The sequence below is a fragment of the Sphaerisporangium sp. NPDC049003 genome, assembly GCF_043197795.1.
Taxonomy (GTDB): domain Bacteria; phylum Actinomycetota; class Actinomycetes; order Streptosporangiales; family Streptosporangiaceae; genus Sphaerisporangium.
Map to the genome: position 1 here is coordinate 119872 of NZ_JBICTU010000007.1, position 21173 is coordinate 141044.

The 21173-nt window shown below is 71.1% G+C and carries 18 protein-coding genes; 9 read left to right on the forward strand and 9 right to left on the reverse strand.

Annotation, left to right across the window (positions count from 1 at the left end; all coding sequences use genetic code 11):
• Positions 1-12: 12 nt before the first annotated feature.
• Positions 13-1344: a PTS transporter subunit EIIC gene (locus ACGFIV_RS09900; RefSeq protein ID WP_358552630.1), complete on the forward strand. Its 1332-nt coding sequence runs from the start codon at positions 13-15 to the stop codon at positions 1342-1344.
• A 208-nt stretch (positions 1345-1552) separates the two neighbouring features.
• The gene (locus ACGFIV_RS09905; protein ID WP_358552632.1) at positions 1553-2092 is read left to right on the forward strand and encodes an Rv3235 family protein; all 540 of its coding nucleotides are present in this window, start codon (positions 1553-1555) and stop codon (positions 2090-2092) included.
• A gap of 116 nt (positions 2093-2208) precedes the next feature.
• Here the strand turns inward: ACGFIV_RS09905 and secA are convergent, their stop codons facing one another.
• Entirely contained in the window at positions 2209-5013 is a 2805-nt protein-coding gene (gene secA, locus ACGFIV_RS09910) for a preprotein translocase subunit SecA (RefSeq protein WP_358552634.1), read from the reverse strand.
• A 293-nt stretch (positions 5014-5306) separates the two neighbouring features.
• Here secA and ACGFIV_RS09915 point away from each other — a divergent pair, with 293 nt between their 5' ends.
• Both ACGFIV_RS09915 and ACGFIV_RS09920 read left to right on the forward strand, forming a co-directional pair.
• Positions 5307-5594, forward strand: a complete 288-nt coding sequence (locus ACGFIV_RS09915) for an HGxxPAAW family protein (protein WP_358552636.1) — start codon at positions 5307-5309, stop codon at positions 5592-5594.
• Between the two features lie 129 nt (positions 5595-5723).
• Positions 5724-6998, forward strand: coding sequence for a winged helix-turn-helix domain-containing protein (locus tag ACGFIV_RS09920; protein ID WP_392833676.1), 1275 nt, complete (start codon positions 5724-5726; stop codon positions 6996-6998).
• Positions 6999-7000: 2 nt separating this feature from the next.
• Here the strand turns inward: ACGFIV_RS09920 and ACGFIV_RS09925 are convergent, their stop codons facing one another.
• The 6 genes from ACGFIV_RS09925 to mtrA all read right to left on the reverse strand — a co-directional run bounded on the left by ACGFIV_RS09925 (position 7001) and on the right by mtrA (position 14076).
• Entirely contained in the window at positions 7001-7705 is a 705-nt protein-coding gene (locus ACGFIV_RS09925; protein ID WP_358559196.1) for a response regulator transcription factor, read from the reverse strand.
• A 138-nt stretch (positions 7706-7843) separates the two neighbouring features.
• Entirely contained in the window at positions 7844-8512 is a 669-nt protein-coding gene (gene hpf / locus ACGFIV_RS09930; RefSeq protein ID WP_358559195.1) for a ribosome hibernation-promoting factor, HPF/YfiA family, read from the reverse strand.
• Positions 8513-9030: 518 nt separating this feature from the next.
• Complete coding sequence (locus ACGFIV_RS09935; RefSeq protein ID WP_392833681.1) at positions 9031-9771, reverse strand: ComF family protein; 741 nt, start codon at positions 9769-9771, stop codon at positions 9031-9033.
• Between the two features lie 63 nt (positions 9772-9834).
• On the reverse strand, positions 9835-11601 hold the full coding sequence (locus ACGFIV_RS09940) for an LpqB family beta-propeller domain-containing protein (protein ID WP_358559191.1): 1767 nt from the start codon (positions 11599-11601) through the stop codon (positions 9835-9837).
• Positions 11591-13357, reverse strand: a complete 1767-nt coding sequence (gene mtrB, locus ACGFIV_RS09945) for an MtrAB system histidine kinase MtrB (RefSeq protein ID WP_358559189.1) — start codon at positions 13355-13357, stop codon at positions 11591-11593. The genes ACGFIV_RS09940 and mtrB overlap by 11 nt, the downstream gene beginning before the upstream one ends.
• A gap of 41 nt (positions 13358-13398) precedes the next feature.
• Positions 13399-14076, reverse strand: a complete 678-nt coding sequence (mtrA, locus tag ACGFIV_RS09950) for an MtrAB system response regulator MtrA (protein WP_114031473.1) — start codon at positions 14074-14076, stop codon at positions 13399-13401.
• Between the two features lie 304 nt (positions 14077-14380).
• Between mtrA and ACGFIV_RS09955 the strand changes: the two genes are divergently transcribed.
• The 5 genes from ACGFIV_RS09955 (at position 14381) to ACGFIV_RS09975 (ending at position 20417) form a co-directional block, all read left to right on the forward strand.
• Positions 14381-15949, forward strand: coding sequence for a glycerophosphoryl diester phosphodiesterase membrane domain-containing protein (locus tag ACGFIV_RS09955; protein WP_392833687.1), 1569 nt, complete (start codon positions 14381-14383; stop codon positions 15947-15949).
• A complete protein-coding gene (locus ACGFIV_RS09960; protein WP_392833691.1) occupies positions 15946-16602 on the forward strand; it encodes a DUF4129 domain-containing protein in 657 nt (218 codons plus the stop codon). The genes ACGFIV_RS09955 and ACGFIV_RS09960 overlap by 4 nt, the downstream gene beginning before the upstream one ends.
• A 76-nt stretch (positions 16603-16678) precedes the next feature.
• A complete protein-coding gene (locus ACGFIV_RS09965) occupies positions 16679-17860 on the forward strand; it encodes a DUF4350 domain-containing protein (protein WP_358559183.1) in 1182 nt (393 codons plus the stop codon).
• Between the two features lie 230 nt (positions 17861-18090).
• A complete protein-coding gene (locus tag ACGFIV_RS09970; RefSeq protein WP_358559198.1) occupies positions 18091-19029 on the forward strand; it encodes a MoxR family ATPase in 939 nt (312 codons plus the stop codon).
• Positions 19029-20417, forward strand: coding sequence for a DUF58 domain-containing protein (locus ACGFIV_RS09975; protein WP_392833695.1), 1389 nt, complete (start codon positions 19029-19031; stop codon positions 20415-20417). Before ACGFIV_RS09970 ends, ACGFIV_RS09975 begins: the two co-directional genes overlap by 1 nt.
• Positions 20418-20474: 57 nt before the next feature.
• Here ACGFIV_RS09975 and ACGFIV_RS09980 read toward each other — a convergent pair whose 3' ends face one another.
• Together ACGFIV_RS09980 and ACGFIV_RS09985 are read right to left on the reverse strand one after the other, a co-directional pair.
• On the reverse strand, positions 20475-20825 hold the full coding sequence (locus tag ACGFIV_RS09980) for a type II toxin-antitoxin system PemK/MazF family toxin (protein ID WP_392833698.1): 351 nt from the start codon (positions 20823-20825) through the stop codon (positions 20475-20477).
• Entirely contained in the window at positions 20785-21015 is a 231-nt protein-coding gene (locus ACGFIV_RS09985) for a hypothetical protein (protein WP_392833701.1), read from the reverse strand. The genes ACGFIV_RS09980 and ACGFIV_RS09985 overlap by 41 nt, the downstream gene beginning before the upstream one ends.
• Between the last annotated feature and the right edge of the window lie 158 nt (positions 21016-21173).

The window sequence follows — 21173 nt, forward strand, 5'->3', positions numbered from 1 at the left end:
GGAGGAAAGCCGATGAGCTCGACCTCGGCCGACGCGGGCTCGCCCGCAGCCCCCTCATCCGCCTCCGCCCTCATGGCGATCATGTCCCGCATCGGCCGCTCGCTGATGCTGCCGATCGCCGCCCTGCCCGCCGCGGGCCTGCTGCTCCGGCTGGGCCAGGACGACCTTCTCGGACGTACGGGGAACGCGGCCCTCGACAAGATCGCCGAGGTCGTCGGGGGCGCGGGCGGGGTGCTCTTCGACAACCTCCCCATCCTGTTCGCCATCGGCGTGGCCGTCGGGTTCGCCCGCCGCTCCGACGGGTCCACGGCGCTCGCCGCGCTGATCGGCTACCTGGTCTTCGACCGGGTGTCCAAGCTGCTGTTCTTCGACGCCTCCTCCGGGTTCGCCGTCCACAAGAGGGTCGCGCAGACGGTCGTCGGGGCCGACGGCAGGCCCACCGAAGTGATCAACCTGGCGGCGGGCAACCCGACCGGCGTGCTCGGCGGCATCGTGATCGGGATCGTCGCGGCCCTGCTCTACCAGCGCTACCACCGCATCAAGCTGCCCACGTGGCTGGCGTTCTTCGGCGGCCGGAGGTTCGTGCCGATCGTCACGGCGTTCGCGGCGCTCCTGCTCGGCGTGGTGTTCGGGCTCCTCTGGCAGCCCGTCGGCGAGTGGATGACCAGCTTCGGCCGGTGGCTCGCCGACCACTCCACGGCCGGCGCGGGGATCTACGGCGTGTTCAACCGGCTGCTCATCCCCCTCGGCCTGCACCACTTCCTGAACTCGATCGTGTGGTTCCAGGTGCCCGACTGCACCGTCGCGGGCAGGCAGTTCGCGGGCGACCTCACCTGCTACCTGCAGGGCAACCCCGGGTCCGGCGAGTTCATGGCCGGGTTCTTCCCCGTCATCATGTTCGGCCTGCCCGCCGCCGCCCTCGCCATCTGGCGCGCCGCCCCGCCGCACCGCCGCCCCGCGGTCGGCGGCATCATGATCTCGGCGGCGCTGGTGGCCTTCGTCACCGGGATCACCGAGCCGATCGAGTTCGCTTTCATCTTCGTCGCCCCGCTGCTCTTCGTGATCCACGCCCTGCTCACCGGGCTCTCGATGGCCCTGGTCGCCGCGCTGGACGGGCATCTCGGCTTCAGCTTCAGCGCGGGCGCGATCGACGCGACGCTCAACGCCACCAAGTCCAACACCGACAAGTTCTGGCAGATCATGTTCCTCGGCCTGATCTACGCGGTGGTGTACTACGTGGTGTTCAGCTTCCTGATCAAGCCGCTGAACATCCTGACCCCCGGGCGCGAGCCCGAGCCGGACGTGGACTCCGGCGAGCCCGGCACCCGCGCCAACGCGCGCTGAGCGGGTTTCGGACGGCCCGTCTCCTCACGGCGTACCCGCCGCAAACGGCGCATGACGGGTCGCCTGACGCTCCAACCGGCGGTGATCTTTACGGCGCAAGCCGTACGAACCGGCCCCGGGCGGAGGAAGTTGGAGGCCGCCGTATCACCGGGCCGGGCCGGAAACTCCTTAGTGCGTCAAGATTCGCCGACGACACCGGAGTGCCCCGATGTCCCGTCTCCCCCTCCCCCGACGCGCCCCCCGGCCGGTCACCCTCCCCCGGCTGCGCACCGTCCCCCCGGCCGACCCGCCCTACGACGACGAGCGTGGCCCCGGCTCGCCGCCCGTGGCCCCGCCCCCGACCCAGGGGGCGCTCGCCCTGGCCTACGACCCGCCCTGCGAACCTCGCGAGTGGGCCGGGCCGCGACCCTACGCCATCCGCGCGGGCGGGGCGGCCGGGTCGACGCCCGACGAGCGAGGGCTGCGGAGCCTCGGGCAGGCCATGGCCGAGATCCTGGCGGGCCGCCGCCCGCCGAGCACCGTCGCCGACCGCCTCACCGAGAGGGCGTACGCCGAGCTGGTGCGCGCGGGGAAGATGATCGACACCAGACGGCCGCCGATGGCCGGGCTGCCCCACGTCAACCAGCCGCGTGACGGCGCCGTGGAGGCCTGCGTGCTGGTCCACTGCGGCGAGCGCAGCCACGTGCTGGCGATCCGCCTCGAACGGCACGGCACGCAGTGGCTGTGCACCGACTTCGAGACGGCGTGACACACGTTCGAGAAGCGGTGACACACGTTCGAGACGGCGTTGAACACGTTCGAGACGGCGTGACACACGCGAACGGCCCCGCGACCGGTCGGGTCACGGGGCCGTGCGAGAAGGCGTCAGACCTGGACGTTCTTCGGGTCGCCGTGGCAGCGCTTGTACTTCTTGCCGGAGCCACAGGGGCAGGGGGCGTTGCGCTCGACGTTGCCGTACGCGGCACGCTCCTCGGCGGTGGTGCGCACCCGGGTCTGCTCGACCTCGCCGCTCTCACCGGGAGCGCTGTAGATCATCTCCGTGGGCCGCTGCGGCCGGCGCAGCGCCTTGGAGATGATCGCGCTCGCCTCGGAGACGTTGGAGTCGACGGCGGCGACCTCCTCGACGATCGGGTTGTCCTGCACCTCGACCTCAAGGTTGAACAGGTAGCCGACCGACTCCTCCTTGATGCCGTCGAGCATGGCCGCGAACATGTCGAAGCCCTCGCGCTGGTACTCGATCAGCGGATCGCGCTGGGCGTAGGCCCGCAGCGCGATGCCCTCCTGGAGGTAGTCCATCTCGTAGAGGTGCTCACGCCACTTGCGGTCGAGCACCGAGAGGATGACGCGCCGCTCCAGCTCGCGCACGGTCTCGGCGCCGAGCTCCTCCTCGCGCCGCTCGTAGGCCGCGAGGGCGTCGGCCTTGACCCAGTCGGTGATCAGCTGGGGCGTGAGGTTCTCGCGCTCGCCGTCGGCCTCGCGCTCGATCAGCTCGTCGACCGTGATCGAGATCGGGTAGAGCTGCTGGAACGCCTTCCACAGCTTGTCGAGGTCCCACTCTTCGGCGAACCCCTCGGCGGTGGCCGCCTGGACGTACCCCTCGACGACCTCGGTGATGAAGTCGCGGACCTGGTCGCGCAGGTCGGCGCCCTCAAGCACCCGGTGGCGCTCGGCGTAGATCACCTTGCGCTGGCGGTTCATGACCTCGTCGTACTTGAGGACGTTCTTGCGGATCTCGAAGTTCTGCTGCTCGACCTGGTGCTGGGCCGAGGCGATCGCCTTGGAGACGATGCCCGACTCGATCGGCACGTCCTCGGGGATGTTCAGCCGCGTCATGATCATCTCGACGCGGGCGGAGTTGAACAGCCGCATCAGGTCGTCTTCGAGCGACAGGTAGAAGCGGGACTCGCCCGGGTCGCCCTGACGGCCGGAACGGCCTCGCAGCTGGTTGTCGATGCGCCGGGACTCGTGGCGCTCGGTGCCGAGGACGTACAGGCCACCGAGCTCGGTGACCTCCTCGTGCTCGGCCTTGACGGCGTCCTTGGCCTTCTCAAGCGCCTCGGGCCAGGCCTTCTCGTACTCGTCGGGGGTCTCCGAGGGGGACAGGCCGCGCTGCTGGAGCTCGATGTCGGCGCGGAACTCGGAGTTGCCGCCGAGCATGATGTCGGTGCCTCGGCCGGCCATGTTGGTCGCGACGGTGACGGCGTGCTTGCGGCCCGCCTCGGCGATGATCGTGGCCTCACGGGCGTGGTTCTTGGCGTTCAGCACCTCGTGCTGGACGCCGGCCCGCTTGAGCGCCTTGGAGAGCCTCTCGGACTTCTCGACCGAGGTGGTGCCGACGAGGACCGGCTGGCCCCGCTCGTAGCGCTCCTTGATGTCGACCACGCAGGCGTTGAACTTGGCGTCCTCGCTCTTGTAGACCACGTCGGCCTGGTCCTTGCGGACCATCGGCCGGTTCGTCGGGATCGGGATGACGCCGAGCTTGTAGGTCTGGTGGAACTCGTTCGCCTCGGTGGTCGCCGTGCCGGTCATGCCCGACAGCCTGGAGTAGAGGCGGAAGTAGTTCTGCAGGGTGATCGTGGCGAGCGTTTGGTTCTCGTCCTTGATCTTCACGGACTCCTTGGCCTCGATGGCCTGGTGCATGCCCTCGTTGTAGCGGCGCCCGTGGAGCACGCGACCGGTGAACTCGTCGACGATCAGGACCTCACCGTCGACGACGATGTAGTCCTTGTCCTTCTTGTAGAGCTCCTTGGCCTTGATCGCGTTGTTGAGGAAGCCGACCAGGTGGGTGTGCTCCGGCTTGTAGAGGTTGTCGATGCCGAGCCAGTCTTCGACCTTCTCGACACCGGCCTCAAGGACGCCGACCGTGCGCTTCTTCTCGTCGACGATGTAGTCGCCGGTGCTCTCTTCGCCCTCTTTGCCCTCGACGCCGCGGCGGAGGCGGGGGACGATCTTGGCGAACTCCTGGTACCACTTGCCGGACTGCTCGCCGGGACCGGAGATGATCAGCGGCGTGCGCGCCTCGTCGATGAGGATCGAGTCGACCTCGTCGACGACGGCGAAGTGGTGGCCCCGCTGGACGCACTCCTCCAGCGACCACGCCATGTTGTCGCGGAGGTAGTCGAAGCCGAACTCGTTGTTCGTGCCGTAGGTGATGTCGGCGTTGTACTGCTTGCGGCGCTCGTCCGGCGGCATGTTCGCCAGGATCACGCCGACCTCCAGACCGAGGAAGCGGTGCACCCGGCCCATGTTCTCGGCGTCGCGCTTGGCGAGGTAGTCGTTGACCGTGACGACGTGCACGCCCTTGCCCGCGATCGCGTTGAGGTACGCGGGCAGCGTACAGGTCAGGGTCTTGCCCTCACCGGTGCGCATCTCGGCGATGTTGCCGAGGTGGAGCGCGGCCCCGCCCATGATCTGCACGTCGAAGTGGCGCTGGCCGAGGACCCTGCGGGCCGCCTCGCGCACGGCGGCGAACGCCTCGGGAAGCAGATCGTCGAGCGACTCGCCGTCGGCGTGGCGCTGCTTGAACTCAGCGGTCAGCGCGCGCAGCTCGGCGTCGCTGAGGCTGGTGAAGTCGGACTCGATGGAGTTGACCTGCTCGGAGATCCGCTTCAGCTTACGCAGGACCTTGCCCTCGCCGGCGCGAAGAATCTTGTCGAGAATGGCTGGCACTTTTTGTAAAGCTCCTCGCAGGTCTGTACCGCGGCCCGACGGCTGCGGACATGAGGACGAGACATGGTTCCCCGTAGCCATGGTAGGCGGTTTCACCACCGGACACAGCCATCGTCAACGACGCCGTCGGGGCCTCGAAGGTTCCCGGACGCCTCCCACCTGAGGCCTTTACGGGGCACGGCCTGCGGGACGGGGAGTCACGTTGTATATCGTGCGATGGTAAGGGGAGGGAATCTTTGCCTCGGGGCGCCCCTCTGGCGACATGCGAATTTGGACGAAAACAGGGAGTCAGGATGGCCGACAGCGCACCGGCGCAGGCACACAGCGGGCAGTCTCACGCCGGGAGGCCCACCTCGTGGCTCGCCGTCACCGTGATCCTGCTGGGGTTCACCATCGGCGGCATCGCCCTTGTGATGGGTCCCAACTGGTTCCTCTTCTGGACCGGCGCCGGGGTCATCGCGGTCGGCGGCGTGCTCGCCCTGGTCTTCGACATCTTCTCCGATGTCATCGAGGACGCTCCGCGCCACATCGCGGTCCAGGAGCACCACTCCCCCTTCGAGCGGCACGCCGACACCGTCTGACCGCTCCCGCTGAGCCTCGCCCCGGAAGACCGGGCCGCCCCCACCGCCGACGGTCGCGGTGGGGGCGTTCTCTTTCGCGGCGACACCTGCGTATCGGTTTTGTCGGTGGCACGCCCTACCATCGGGTCCATGCCGAACGGTTTCCCCGCCCCCGCGCTGGAGCTCTCCGCCGACGAGGCGCGCCGGGTCATCCTCAGCGCCCAGGGCTTCCTCGGGGCCGGCTCCCGGCGTGGCGGGGTGACCGCCATGTTGCGCCGGCTGGCCGCCGTGCAGCTCGACACCATCTCCGTGCTGGCCCGCTCCCACGAGCTGGTGGCGTACGCGCGGCTCGGGGCGGTCGGCAGGGCCCAGATCGAGCGGGCCTACTGGCACGACCCCGCCCTCGCCTTCGAATACTGGTGCCACGCCGCCTGCATCGTGCCGATCGGCGACTGGCCGCTCTACTCGTTCCGGCGCCGGGCCTACCGCGAGCGGCGCTTCCGGTGGCACGAGGTCCCGCCCACCGTCGACAAGGTGCTCGACCAGGTCAGGAACGAAGGGCCGCTGACCACCACCGAGCTGGGCGGCGCCAAGAACGGCGGCCCCTGGTGGGACTGGTCCGATGTCAAGATCGCCGTGGAGTTCCTCCTCGACATCGGCGAGGTGGTCTGCACCCGCAGGGTCGGCTGGCGCCGCGTCTACGACGTGGCCGAGCGCGTGGTCCCCACCTCCCTCCTCGGGCACGACCTCACCGACGCCGAGTGCGTCGCGCGGCTCACGGGCATCGCGGGCGCGGCCCTGGGCGTCGCCACCCGCGCCGACCTCGCCGACTTCGTGCGCGTGCGCGGCGCCCACGGGGCGCTGCTCGACCAGGCGCTGCTCGACGGCACGTCCGGGCTGGTCCCGGTGCGCGTGGCCGGCTGGTCCGACGGCCGGGGCGGTCGCGGCCCGGCGGGCCGGGCCACGCCGTCCAACGCCTGGGCGCACCCCTCCGCGCTGGAGACCGCTCCACGGGGCCGTCACCGCACGACCCCGCTGTCCCCCTTCGACTCCCTGGTGTGGGATCGCGCCCGCACCGAGCGCGTGTTCGGCTTCACCCACCGGCTGGAGGCGTACGTGCCGAAGGACAAGCGCGTCCACGGCTACTTCACCATGCCGGTGCTGGCGGGGGGCCGGCTGATCGGGCGGGTCGACCCCGCTCGCGAGGGGTCGACCTTCGTGGCCCGGCAGGTGGGGTTCGAGCCGGCGGCGGGCCGTGCGGGCACCGCCGTGCGCGCCGGCACCGCCGAGGCCATGGCCGCGGCGCTCTGGGAGGCCGCGGCCTGGGTCGGGTGCGACGACGTGCGCGTGGAGCGGGTCGGCGCGCCGGAGCTGGCGGCGCCGCTCCAAGCGGCCCTGCGGGAGTCTCCCGCCGGGCTCGCCTGAGCTCAGGTGATCTCCAGGAGGCGCTCGCGCACCGCGTAGACCACCGCCTCCATCCGCGAGTGCAGCTGCAGCTTCTCCAGGATGTTGCGCACGTGGTTCTTGACGGTGTTCTCGGAGATGAACAGCTGCTTGGCGATCTCGCGGTTGTTCATGCCCTTGGCGACCAGGCGCAGCACTTCCATCTCGCGCTCGGTCAGCCGTGGCACGGGAAGCTGCGGCGGGCGCTCGGCCTCCTTGCGGCTCATGTTGGCGAACTCGCTGATGAGCTTGGCCGCCATAGCCGGGTTGATGAGCGACTGGCCTTCGTGGACGCCGCGCACGGCGTCCGGCACCTCGTCGATCTGCACGTCCTTCAGCAGGTAGCCCGTGGCCCCCGCCTTGATCGCCTCGAAGAGGTCCTCTTCCTCGTCGCTCACGGTCAGCATGACGATGCGCGCGCTCGGCACCGATGCCTTGATGACCCTGGTCGCCTCGATGCCGCCCTGACGGGGCATCCGGACGTCCATCAGAACGACGTCGGGCAGGAGGCGATCGGCGATCTCGACCGCCTCCTGTCCGTCGTTCGCCTCGCCGACCACCTCGATGTCCGGCTCCGCGGCCAGCGCCAGCTCCAGGCTCCGCCGGATCAACGCGTGATCGTCAACGATCAGCACGCGGATCGGCTCTTCACGCCCGGAGCGGCCGGCCGTTTCGTCGGTCTGCGTCACGCCTCCTCCTCGTGGGGAGCCAGATCGCGCAAGGTAGGTCGATCCCTACCGCGCGACGCTCCCGCGCCGTCGGAACCGCCATCATTACATGGGTTTCCGACGCGCGGGGCTGGTCGAGAGGATCTTCGAACGCGTTGGTTACTGTTCTACGAGCCGCAAGACTCCATAGGCATACCCGACACGCCGGTACACGACGCTCGGTTGCCCGCACTCCTTGTCCCTGAACAGATAGAAATCGTGCCCGACGAGCTCCATCTCCAGCAGCGCCTGGTCGATGGTCATCGGGTCGGCCTCGTGGAACTTCTCGCGGACGACCAGGGGGCCGTCACCCTCCATCGCGATCGGGACGATCGGTTCGGAGTACTCGCCCTCGCGTGAGGGCTTCCCGGCCGCGGCCTTCTCCTGCACCTGGGGCTCTACGGGGAGCGGCTCGGGCAGCGGTTCGTAGTTGTCGGCCAGAGCGGAGGTCAGCTCGGCGACCGAGGGGGGACAGTGGTTGCCGTGGTGGACCTTGCGCCGGTCGGCGATGCGCCTGAGCCGTCCTTCGAGCTTGCCGAGGGCGATGTCCAGCGCCGCGAACCGATCGTCGGCGGACGCCTCCGCCCGGACGGCGGGGCCCTTGGAGTGGATCGTCAACTCCACCCGCTCGCGGTCGTCGGTCGCCCGGACGTTCGCCTCCTTGGACACCTCCACGTCCACTCGTATGAGCTTGTTGTCCAGTCGTTCGATCCTGGCCAGCTTCGTTGTCACATGATCGCGGAACCGGTCACTCACACTGGTGTGCCGTCCCTTGACGATGATGTCCACTCAAAGGCCCCCCTTCGTCTCGACTGCGAGGAGGGCACCCGCTCGGCCGACCTGGTCTTCGTCCCCACATCCGCCTGCTGAGGGGTTCGCGGCTCAGTCGCCACTACTGCCCTTCTCTTCTTGCGGAGGGCATCTGACCCTCCGGGAAGGCAGGACTTACCTCTAAGCCGCACCGTGATCGGTCGACGAAGAGTCGCCTTACGTGGGCCGTTTCGCCTGCGGCTGGCATCGGCTAGCCATTCCTGTCCCCTCACGGGGGTCGGTCCGGCGCAACCACGGACCCGAACGGGTGCCATGGCTCGAACGCTAGTCGCTACCGGCGCGAATGTCAGCCGGGAGATCAGCCGAATGATCACTGTAAGTGATCTGCTTACGGCCTCCAGCCCTTGGGCAGACGGGAAGTTGACGATGCTCGGGGCCGGTGTGTGAAGGCTTCTCGCATCCGGTGAGCTGGGAGGTTGGATGTCCTGGCCAGGAACATGTGACTGCCGGGGCAGGCTCCGGATTTGACCAATTCATTACCCTTCGTAATCTTTTCGGATTGGACCTAACCGGGCGTGTCGCGCACGGCGCGGCGTGGCGGCGAGGGTCACCGCCAGCGGCACCACGACTCCCTCGCGGCGCAGCGCCTCCGCGGCCTGCGCCAGTGTCGTGCCGGTGGTCACGATGTCGTCGACCAGCACCACGAACGGGCCCGGCCGCCCCCACAGAGGATGCTCGCGGACGTTTCCGGTCTGCCGAACCCCGAATGCTCCGGCCAGATTCGCGGCCCTCTGCGAGGCGCTCAGGCCCGCCTGGTCGCGCACCCGCCGACGCTGCGCGAGGACCGGCGCCAGCGTCACCGGCCTGCCCTGTGCCCGCAGCGCCCGTACGGCCAGCTCCGCCAGCCGCCCGACGGGATCATGGCCACGCCGCCGCACGGCCCCGCGGGAGCTCGGGATCGGGACCAGAGCCGACGGCGCGTCGAGCGCGCCCGCCGCCCGCAGGGCCGCCACAAGGGTGGCGGCCAGGGGCGCGGCGAGCGGGCGCGCGAGCGACGTACGGCCGCGCTCCTTGTAGGCGAGGATGGCGCGGCGGGCCGCCCCCTCGTAGCGGGCGGCCGCCCAGCAGGCGGGCAGCCCGTGAGGAGGCGGACTGGGCGCCCTCGGGCACGGATCGCCGTGGAGCTCCGCCGCGCAGGCGGGGCACACCACCGCGCCGGCCCGAGCGCACCCGGCGCAGCGAGCGGGCAGGACGAGGTCGAGGAACGCGGTCAGCACCCCGCCACCATGCGGCCCGCCACCGACAGTTCCGGACGCCTGTCCACAGGCGCCCGGCGCGGCTCAGCCGAGGGGGTAGACCGGGGCCCCGGCTCCGCTCTTGACGAGTGTGCTCCACTGGCGCTTCTGCGGGTCCCACAACAGCACCTCGCCCTGCGCCGTGCCCGCCAGGACCGAGATGGGGTCCGGGCCCGCGGTGATGGTCTCGATGCGGGCCGCCGCCTTGGCCGCCTCGACCCTGACCCCCTGCGTGACCGACCAGGGGGTCAGCACGCGGTCGGACTTGGTGTCCGAGAGGACCAGCAGCGTGCTGGCGTCCCGCCACGCGATGTCGGCGATGCGCTGGCCGTCTTCGGCCGGCACCAGCGGGTGGAGGTTCTCCACAGCCCAGGTCGTGCGGTTGATCGAGCCCAGCAGGACCTGCTCGCCGTGGCCGTCGTCCGCGATGGCGGCCACCCGGGCCCCGTCACGCGAGACGCGGAACGCCTTGACGTCAGTGGACTCCAGCCCGGGCGCGCTGACCGTGAACTGCTGCGAGGGGTCGTGCGACCTGAGCACCTGCGACTTGTGGGGCCCCTGCCGCGAGACCGACCAGACGTCCCCGTAGCGGTCCCACGACGGCGGGGTCAGCCCCGGGCCCTCGATCCAGCGCTGCCACTGGGCGCCGGAGGAGATGCCGGTGACCCAGAGGCCGCCGCCCTTCTCCAGTGCGGCCATCTTGGGCGGCTCGTCGTTGGACACCGCGAGGTGCGTGAACTGCCGCGCCTGGCCACCCGTGCCGAGCGTCACGGGGCTGTCGCTGTCCTTGTCGATCCTGTGGAGCTTGCCCTGCTGGAGGTAGTAGGTCGTGGGCTGGGAAGACAGCACGTCGGGGTCGAAGCGCTCGTAGTCGCGCGGGTCGATGACGAACGGCCCGCCGGGGAACTGCTCGCCGTTGACCCTCACCTCGATGCGCCGCGACTCGGTCAGCGGCTTGAGCGTCCACGAGAGCTGGGCCGCCAGTGCCTCCCTGTTCCCGGGGATCAGGGCCGAGTCGACGATGCCGTAGGTGAAGTCGGCCACGACCGTGTCGCCCTCGACGGAGACCCTGTTGACGTCGACGTTCGGCCCGAACGCTGACTCGACCGCGCCCCTGAGCGGCGCGGTCGGCCCGACGAGCAGCCGGTGGACCAGGGTCTTGCCCAGCCCCTCGCCGGGGTTGATCGGCACCCGCACCTGGTCGGCGACCAGGCCCACCGACTGGTACGCCGCGAAGTACAGCTCGAAGGACCGGTAGGCGCGCTTGAAGTCGTCGTCCGACAGCAGCAGCCCCGCCGGCGCCGACGAGATGCGCCACTGGCCGCCCACCTTCACCAGCGTGAAGCCCTTGTTCAGCCCGGTGCCCGCCGAGGCGTCGCTCGGCACGTAGTGGCCGTCGCCGTCGAGCTCGCCGAGCAGGGTGCCCTTCAGCGCCACGTGCGCCTGCTGGATGTCGTCCCTCGGGGAGTCGGTGCTGGGCTTGGCGTCGTCGTAGATCGTGATGGCGTCGAAGGGGCTCCAGGTGCGCTGGGCCTCGCCCGTGAGGTACTGCCTGGCCAGGGCGCGGAGGGGGTCGTCGAAGCTCGCCGCCGCGGCGAGGAAGCCGACGACGATCTCCAGGGGCGAGCCGTTCGGCTTCGGCGGGCCGGCGAGGATCCGGACGTACGGCTGGCTGAGCGGGTCGCCCCCGCCCGCGTCCCGGGCCGCGAAGATGCTGCCCCCGGTCGGCACCGTGGAACAGGACGCCGAGGCGAGGACGACGGCGGCGAGGGCGAACGCTCGCAGCCTCCGCCCCCCGGTCCTAGTCGGCATCGAACCCTCCCTCGATCGCCGGGGACAGGACCGGCGTGGCCTGGCCCCTCCAGGTGCGCCGCATCTCGATCTCCGGGGGCACCAGCGGCAGCGGCGACCCGCGCAGCTCGGCCCCCGCCTGGCGGGGCAGCGACAAGCGGAACTGCGACCCTTCGCCGTGCATGCCCCACGCCTGGAGCCAGCCGCCGTGCAGCATGGCGTCCTCACGGGAGATCGCGAGGCCGAGGCCCGTGCCGCCGATGGTGCGGGCCCGTGAGGGGTCGGCCCGCCAGAACCGGTCGAAGACCATGTTCTCCTCGCCGGGCTTGAGCCCCACCCCGTGGTCGCGCACCGCCACCGCCACCGCGTCGCGGTCGGCGCCGAGGGTGACCACGATGTCGCGGCCCTCGCCGTGCTCGATGGCGTTGAACAGCAGGTTGCGTAGGATGCGCTCGACCCTGCGGCTCTCGACCTCGGCCATGCACGGCTCGTTGGGCAGCCGCAGGTCGAGCCTGGTGGCCTTGCGCTCGGCCAGCGGCTGGGAGTCCCCGACCGCCCGCAGGACCACGTCGCGCATGTCGACCGAGTCGATGTCCAGCGTGGCGGCCCCGGCGTCGTACCGGCTGATCTCCAGCAGGTCGGCCAGCATCGACTCGAAGCGTTCGAGCTGGTTCTGCATGAGCTCGGCCGAGCGCGAGGCCGCGGGCTCGAAGTCCTCGCGGCTCTCGTACAGCAGGTCGGCCGCCATGCGCACGGTGGTCAGCGGGGTGCGCAGCTCGTGGGAGACGTCGGAGACGAACTGCCGCTGGACCTGCGAGAGCTCCTCCAGCTGGTGGATCTTCAGCGCCAGGTTGGAGGCCATCTCGTTGAAGGAGGTCGCGAGGCGGGCGAGGTCGTCCTCACCGCGCACGCGCAGCCGCTCAGAGAGCTTCCCGGCGGCGAGGCGCTCGGCGGCCTGGCGGGTGAGCCGGACCGGGGTGACCACCTGCCGGGTGACCAGCGACGCCACGGCGGCGAGCAGGAGCACCAGGGCCACGCCCACCACAATCAGCCACCGCTGGACCATGGTGAGGGTGTACTCGTCGTCGGTGAGCGGGAAGAAGTGGTAGACCTCGTAGTCGCCGCCGTAGATGTTCGACACCAGCGAGCCGATGGCGACGGCCGGCACCGGCTTCGGGTCGTGCAGGTAGTAGAGCGAGGTGTACTGCCACTGGGGCGGATCCTTGACCTGCCGCACCTTGTCGCGCAGCAGCTGGGGCACGCTCTTCGGATCGACGTTCCCCGTGCCGCGGTCCTGGCCGACCTCGTCGGCGTTGAGGATCACCACGCTGTAGCGGGCGTCCGACCGCACGGCGAGGGCCAGCGCCGCCTGTTCGAGCGGAGCGCCCATGACGATCTCGGAGCTGTCCTCCTGCGAGGCCACCGACTGCTTGGACACCGCCACCTGAGGCTGGTTGAGGTAGCTCGCCACGGTGGTGACGTTGGCCTGCGCCTCGGCGATGGCCGCGTGCACGCGGCCGTCCAGGACGGCCTTGGTGATCATCTGGGTGAGGAAGGTGCCCAGCACCGCGACGACGATCATGGAGATGACCATCGTGCTGGTGACGACCCTGAGCTGCAGCGAGCGCCGCCAGATCCGGCGCACCCGGCCCACGGCGCGGCGGGCCCGCCTGCGGACGCCGCGCACGATCTGGCGCGGGGTCCGCCGGGTCTTCCTCTTCGCCTTGGGCCTGGACGCGCTGCGGACGGCGCCTGAAGACGAGGTCGGGGAGGCCATCGGGATGTCCGGGGGTCACAGCGCGGGCACGGCGGGGCCGCCTACGCCGGACCGGCCTTGTAACCGACGCCGCGTACCGTCACCACGATCTCGGGATGCTCGGGATCCTTCTCGATCTTGGCGCGGAGACGCTGGACGTGGACGTTGACCAGCCGCGTGTCGGCCGCGTGCCGGTAGCCCCAGACCTGCTCCAGCAGCACCTCGCGGGTGAACACCTGGCGCGGCTTGCGGGCGAGCGCGACCAGCAGGTCGAACTCCAGCGGGGTGAGGTTGACGGTCTCCTCTTCGCGCTTGACCGAGTGGCCGGCGACGTCGATGGTGATGTCGCCGATCTGCAGCACCTCGGGCGTGGGCTCGTCGGTGCGGCGCAGCCGCGCGCGCACCCGCGCCACGAGCTCCTTCGGCTTGAAGGGTTTGACGATGTAGTCGTCCGCCCCCGACTCCAGGCCGAGCACGACGTCGATGGTGTCGCTCTTGGCGGTCAGCATGACGATCGGCACGCCGGACTCCGCGCGGATGCGGCGGCACACGTCGATGCCGTCGGCTCCGGGCAGCATCAGGTCGAGAAGGACCAGGTCCGGCCGGGTGTCACGGAACGCGTCGAGCGCCTTGTCTCCGTCGGATACGAACGACGGCTCGAAGCCCTCGCCCCGAAGGACAATGCCGAGCATCTCGGCGAGAGCGGCGTCGTCGTCGACGACCAGCACGCGTCCTTTCATGGCCCCTCATTCGTTCTGCACAGTTTTGGAGGTTGAGGCGAAAGCCGTACGACCGACCGAAGGCTACCCGCGAGTCATCGCAGGGTGATAAACGATCGAACATTGGCTTCACCAAAAGCCGAATTTTAGGCGCAGGTTACGGAACCCGCCAATGATCTGGCTCGATGAGCTTGTGGCGTGGCGTGGCGCGGGCCCCCGTGGTTCCTCCCCAAGTCTGCGCCAAGCGCCCCATATTCGGCCATCCCTGTCCTTGATCGCTTGACCGGCCACCACGGAGAGCGGTGCGACATGCCAGGATTGGGATATGTCAGACGGTCACGGCTCCACGCCCAGCACGCCCCCGGGTTGGGCGGAGAACCAGCCTCCGCCGTACTCCGGCCAGGGCCAGACGCCGTGGACCGCTCCCGGCGGCTCAGCCCCGCCCGCCGACCAGCCCGTCCCCCCGGCTCAGCCCGGTCCCGGCCGGCCTCCTTACGGCCCGCCCGGTCACGGCCAGGCCCCTGACGGCCGGGCGGCGCCGGTCCCGCCCGGACACGACCCGGACGCGCGGGCCCCGCAGTACGGGCAGGTCCCCTACGACCAAGGTCGGTCATCGTACGGGGCTCACGGGCAGGCGCCCGTCTACGGGCAGCCGTACGGCTACCGCCCCCCGCCGCAGGCGCTGCGCCCGGGGATCATCCCGCTGCGGCCCCTCGCCCTCGGCGACATCCTCGACGGCACCATCAAGCTGATCCGCTCCAACCCGAAGGCCACGCTCGGCCTGTCGGCCATCGCCGCCGCGATCGGCACTCTCCCCCTGGCGATCGGCCAGGCGGTCTACTACCGCTCCGTCGGCGGCCTGCTGACGGACCCCACGGCGCTGGAGTCGGGCGCCGCCGACGTGCCCATGGGCGGGCTGGTCGCCCAGCTCGGCGGGGCCGCCCTGTCGATGATCATGCAGTTCTTCCTGGTCACCATGCTCACCGGCGTCCTGACGCGGATCCTCGGCCGTTCGGTCTTCGGCGGAAAGATCACCATCGGCGAGGCCTGGAGGCTCACCCGCTCACGGCTGCCCGCCCTGTTCGGGCTGGCCCTGCTCACCGGGCTGATCGCGCTGGCCCCGCTCGCAGTAGGGATCGCGCTCGTCCTGGCCCTCGCCGCCGCCGGGGCTAGCGTGACCGCCATCGTGCTCGTCGGCATGGTGCTCGTCGTGGCCTACATCGCGTACGCGCTGTTCATCAGCACGCGCTTCGCCCTGGCCGCCCCTGCGGTCGTGCTGGAGCGTCGCGGCGTCGTCGAGTCGATGCGCAGGTCGTGGACGCTCGTCAGCGGAGACTTCTGGCGCGTGCTCGGCATCCTGATCCTGACCGGGCTCCTGGCCGGTGTGCTCGGCAGCGTGCTGTCGGTGCCCTTCAGCGTCATCAGCCTCATCGTGTCGGCCGTCGGGCAGGGCAGCGTCGCCGCCACGGTGATCACGGCCATCCTGTTCACCGTGGGAGGCATCCTCAGCTCGATGATCACCTATCCCATCCAGGCCGGGGTCAACGGGCTGCTCTACACCGACCGCCGGATGCGGGCCGAGGCGTTCGACCTCGTGCTGCAGACCGCCGCGATCGAGCAGCAGCGCCAGGGCTGGGTGTCGGCCACGGCCGACGACCTGTGGCATCCCTCCCACGCCGCCGGCGCCTCCGGTCCCCACGCGCCCGGCCCCGGCGGACCGTACGGACCTGGGCCCGGCGGACCGTACGGACCTGGACCTGGCGCGCCTTACGGACCTGGGCCCGGCGGACCGTACGGACCTGGACCTGGCGCGCCTTACGGAGCTGGACCCGGCGGGCCGTACGCGCCGGGCTCCACGGGGCCGCAGGCCACCGGCGCCCCCGGAGCGCCGTGATCATCTCTCTGGCCGGGGCCGTGGTCCTCTACGACATCGGGCGCGAAGAAGCGCGCCGGAGGGCCGTGGAAGAGCTCGTCAGGCCCGAGTACCAGCAGGAGTCGCTGATCGACCGGATCTTCAGGAGCGTGCGGGAGTTCCTCGACGGCCTCCTCGACAACGCGCCCGGAGGGGTTTCGGGAGGCGTCTTCGCGCTGGTCATCGTGCTTCTCATCCTCGCCGCCCTGATCGTGCTGATCGCCTGGCAGGCGAAGCGGGCCACGCGGAGCCGCCGGGCCGCCGTTGACGGGCTCTACGGCGCCCGCGAGCGCACGGCAGACGAGCACCGGGCCGAGGCCGAGCGCCTGGCCGGGGAGTCGCGCTGGGCCGAGGCCATCCGTGAACGGCTCCGGGCCATCGCGCGCGACCTGGAGCACCGGGCCATCGTGGCGCCGCAGCCCGGAAGGACGGCGGACGAGCTGGCCGACGCGGCGGGACGTGAGCTTCCCGAGTTCGCCGCGAGGCTCGCCGCGGCGGCGCGCATGTTCGACGACGTGACCTACGGCGAGGCGCCGGGAACCACGGAGGGCTACCAGGCCATGTCGGGGCTCGACCACGACCTGCGTGCCGCCAGACCGGCCGCGATCACCCCGGCCACGGCGGGCAGCCGATGACCGGCACGGCAGGGCAGCCGATGGCCGTCACGGCACAGGGACGGCCCGCCCCCGCATCGGACGGGGGCGGCGCGCCATGACCGTCACGGTGCCCGAGCGTGCCCCGGCCGCCTCCGGCGGCCCCTCGACCTCGACGTCCGCGACCGCGCGGAGCATCTGGCGCGGCGGGCGCGGCATGCTGCTCCTCGGTCTGATCGTGGTCGTCGTCGCCGGGCTCACCGCGCTGGTGACCGGCACCTCCACGGAGGGCAGGCGGCTCGACCCCGCCGACGCGACGCTCACCGGCGGCAGGGCTCTGGCCGAGATCCTTGGCCGGCGCGGAGTCCGGGTCGAGCGCGTCTCGACCCCCGGCGAGGTCGTACGGCTCGACGGGCCCGGCACACAGCTGCTGGTGTCCAGCACCTCCTACCTCGACGACGACGACATCGCCACGCTCGCGGGCACCCGCGCCGACCGGCTGATCGTCGGCACGGTGCACGGCCTGTCCACGCTCGCCCCAGGGATCTCGGCGAGCGGCCAGGTGGCGGTGCGTTCGAGGGAGCCGCGATGCGACCTTCCCGCCGCCGCCCGGGCCGGCAGCGCGTTCACCGGAGGCGCCTCCCTCACCGTGCCCGCCGGCTCGACCGGCTGCTATCCGGGCGCCGACGGGCCGACCCTGGTGCGCACGTCCGGCCCCCGCGTCGTGACCGTGGTGAGCGACGGCGCGTTCATGACCAACCAGCGGCTCGCCGAGGACGGCAACGCCGCGCTGGCGATCAACCTCGCGGGCGCCAGGCCGGTGCTGATCTGGCTGGTGCCGGACGAGTCGCTGGTCGTCCCCGGGTCGGGGGACGCCGCCGCCGGGGATCTCGTCCCGGCGGGGGTGCCCTGGGCCGTGCTCCAGCTCGGCGTCGCGCTGCTGGTGGTCGCGTGCTGGCGGGGCCGCCGCCTCGGTCCCGTGGTGGTGGAGCGGATCCCCGTGGTCGTACGCGCGGCCGAGACCGTCGAGGGGCGCGGCCGCCTCTACCGCGCCCGCCGGGCCCGCGATCGCGCCTCCGCCACCCTGCGGGCGGCCTGCGCCGCACGGCTCGCCCCTAGGCTGGGGCTGTCCGGCGACGCGACCCCCAACGAGATCATCGCCGCGACTGCTCTGCGGACCGGGCAGGATGCGGTTTGGGTGCGTTCGGTCATGTACGGCCCGATACCGGCCGATGACGCCGGGCTCGTGGCCCTGGCCGGCCACCTCGACACCTTGGAAAGGCAGGTACGAGAGCCGTGACCACACCTCCGCCCGGAGGCCCGTTGAGCGGATCGCCCGGTCACCCCTGGCCCCAGACGCCTCCCGAAGGCCAAGGCCCTGCGGGGTCTCTGGGCCCTTCCGAGCCTTTCCGGCCTCCCGGCCCGGCCTTCAGACCTTCTGGGACGGCCGTGGCCCCCGCAGACGCCCCGCCGCCCGCGGACGCCCCGCCACCCTCGGCCCACGAGCCGTCCGGCTCCTTCCCCGGCGACCTGGCGAGGGACGCGCTCGGGGCGCTGCGCGCCGAGGTGGGCAAGGCGGTCGTGGGGCAGGACGCCGTGGTCACCGGTCTGGTGATCGCCCTGCTGTGCAAGGGGCACGTGCTGCTTGAGGGCGTCCCCGGCGTCGCCAAGACGCTGCTCGTGCGCACGCTGTCCGCCACCCTCTCCCTCGACTTCAAGCGGGTGCAGTTCACGCCCGACCTGATGCCGGGTGACGTGACGGGCTCGCTGGTGTACGACGCCAAGACGGCGGAGTTCGCCTTCCGCGAGGGCCCGATCTTCACCAACCTGCTGCTCGCCGACGAGATCAACCGCACGCCTCCGAAGACCCAGGCCGCGCTGCTGGAGGCCATGGAGGAGCGGCAGGTCAGCGTCGACGGCTCGCCGGTGAAGCTGCCCGACCCGTTCGTGGTGGTCGCCACGCAGAACCCGATCGAGTACGAAGGCACCTACCAGTTGCCGGAGGCACAGCTCGACCGGTTCCTGCTGAAGCTGACCGTGCCGCTGCCGCCGCGCGACCACGAGATCGCGGTGCTCGACCGCCACGCGCACGGGTTCGACCCGAAGGACCTGTCGCACGTCAAGCAGGTGGCGACGGCCGCCGACCTCGCCGCGGCGCGGGCCGAGGTCGCCAAGGTCCACGTGGCCCCCGAGGTGCTCGGGTACATCGTGGACCTGGCCCGCGCGACCCGCCTTTCCCCGTCCCTGCAACTCGGCGTGTCGCCGCGTGGCGCGACCGCGCTGCTGGGGGCGGCCCGCGCCTGGGCCTGGCTGTCCGGCCGCTCCTATGTCACCCCCGACGACGTGAAGGCCCTGGCCAAGCCCGCCCTGCGGCACCGCGTCCAGCTCCGTCCCGAAGCCGAACTGGAGGGTGCGACACCGGACGGGCTGCTCGACGGGGTGCTCGCGTCGGTCCCGGTCCCCCGCTGATGGCGCTGACCGGCCGCGCGGGGCTGATCGCGGCGCTGGGCGCCATCGGCGTGCTGTTCGCGCCGCGGCCCGCCTACGCCGTGCTCGGCCTGCTGCTGTCGCTGGGCGCGCTCATCGTGATCGACCTGCTGTTCGCCGGGGGCGTGCGCCCGCTGCGCTTCCGGCGCGGCGGCGAGCACCTCGTACGGCTGGGCGAGTCGGTCGCGGTGGAGCTGATCGTCGAGAACCCCGGGCGCCGGCGTGTACGGGGCACGCTCCGGGACGCCTGGCCGCCGTCGGCGGGGCCGAGCCCGCGCCATCTGCGCCTCGACGTCCCGGGCGGTGAGCGCCGCCGTCTCGTCACGACGCTGACGCCGTCGCGGCGCGGCGACCGCGAGGCCGTCACGATCACGGTACGGTCGCTCGGCCCCCTCGGCGTGGCCGCCCGTCAAGGGTCGCACCACGTGCCCTGGACCGTGCGGGTGCTGCCGCCGTTCCTCAGCCGCAAGCACCTGCCCGCGAAGCTGTCCAGGCTCCGCGAGCTGGAGGGACAGCATCCCGCGCTGGTGCGCGGCCAGGGCACGGAGTTCGACTCGCTGCGCGAGTACGTCGTGGGCGACGACGTGCGCTCGATCGACTGGCGTGCCACGGCTCGCCGCTCGGACGTGGTCGTCAGGACCTGGCGCCCCGAACGCGACCGCCGCGTCCTGATCGTCCTCGACACCGGCCGCACCTCGGCCGGCCGGATCGGCACCTCCCCCATCCCCGCAGCGGCCGGACCCCGCGGCGACACCTCGCTCTCCCGGCCGAACGGCCCTGGCGGCGGCATGGACGCCGGCACGGCCGGGTGGCCGCGTCTCGACTGGTCGATGGACGCCGCCCTGCTGCTGGCCGCCCTCGCGACCCGCGCAGGCGACCGGGTCGACTTCCTCGCCCACGACCGTGCCGTACGGGCGTGGATGTCCGGTGCCTCCCGTACCGACTCGCTGTCGGCGCTGGTCAACGTGATGGCGCCCATCGAGGCCGAGCTCGTCGAGGCGGACTCGGCGAGCATGGTCGCGGCCGTCCTCGCGCGGGCCAAGCGGCGGTGCCTGGTCGTGCTGCTCACCGACCTGAACCCGGCCGCCATGGAGGAGGGCCTGCTCCCTGTGCTCCCGCAGCTGGCCTCGCGCCATGTCGTGCTGGTCGCCGCCGCCGCCGATCCGCGCGTCGCCGAGATGGCGGCGGGCCGTGGCACGGCGGAGCGGGTCTACGACGCGGCGGCCGCCGAGCACCTGCGCGGCGAGCGCGCACGGCTCACCGCCCGGCTCCGCCGCCACGGATGCGAAGTGGTCGACGCCACCCCCGACGACCTCGCCCCCGCCCTCGCCGACACCTACCTAGCCCTCAAGGCCCAAGGCCGCCTCTAGCGTCACGAGCACTCCCGCAAGCCAGGTGGCCAAAGCCGGACCGCGCCGCGCCGGCTCTCATCGGCGCAGGCTGAAGACCTTGAGAAGGACTCCATCCACCTCATCAAGCTCGTATGGTGAGAGGCGCCCCGCGAAATCACCCAGCCGGGACACATCCACGGCCTTGAGCTGGTCAATCAGCACTCGGGTGGCCTTGCCGTTCAGCTCGATCTCGGGACGGAAGACAGCGGGAGCCGCACTCGCCGAAGTCGGAGCGACGATCAGGGTGGACAACATGGAGAGGAAATCGGCCTGCAGGAGAACCGCGAACCTTTTTCCCTGCTGCTCATGACCGACCGCATCCCGTGGAGCGCGCAAGCGGTAGACGTCACCACGCATCGGAATCGCCCAGGTCACGATGGATGGCACGGATCTCCGCGATGTCATCGGGGTCGTTCGCCAGTCTCTCCGCGTCGGCACGAGCTTGCTCCACCCAGCGGAGCCGTCCAGCGATGTGGATCGCCTCACGGATCACCTCGGTCGTGGACCTGCCGTCGGCAGTCAGCTCGGAGAGGATTTTCTCCGTCTTCGGATCGATCTCCACGGTCAACACGGTCATATCTTCACTGTACGACCAGCCCTCTCGCATGCCTTTGAACGAATTCCGTCACCGTCCGGATGCGGAGCGTACTGACATGGACTGAATGGTCCCCCGGCTGTGAGTTCCGGCCCGAGTTCAATCGGTGCGTCAGGCCGGGCGCGATCGCCGTTAACAGA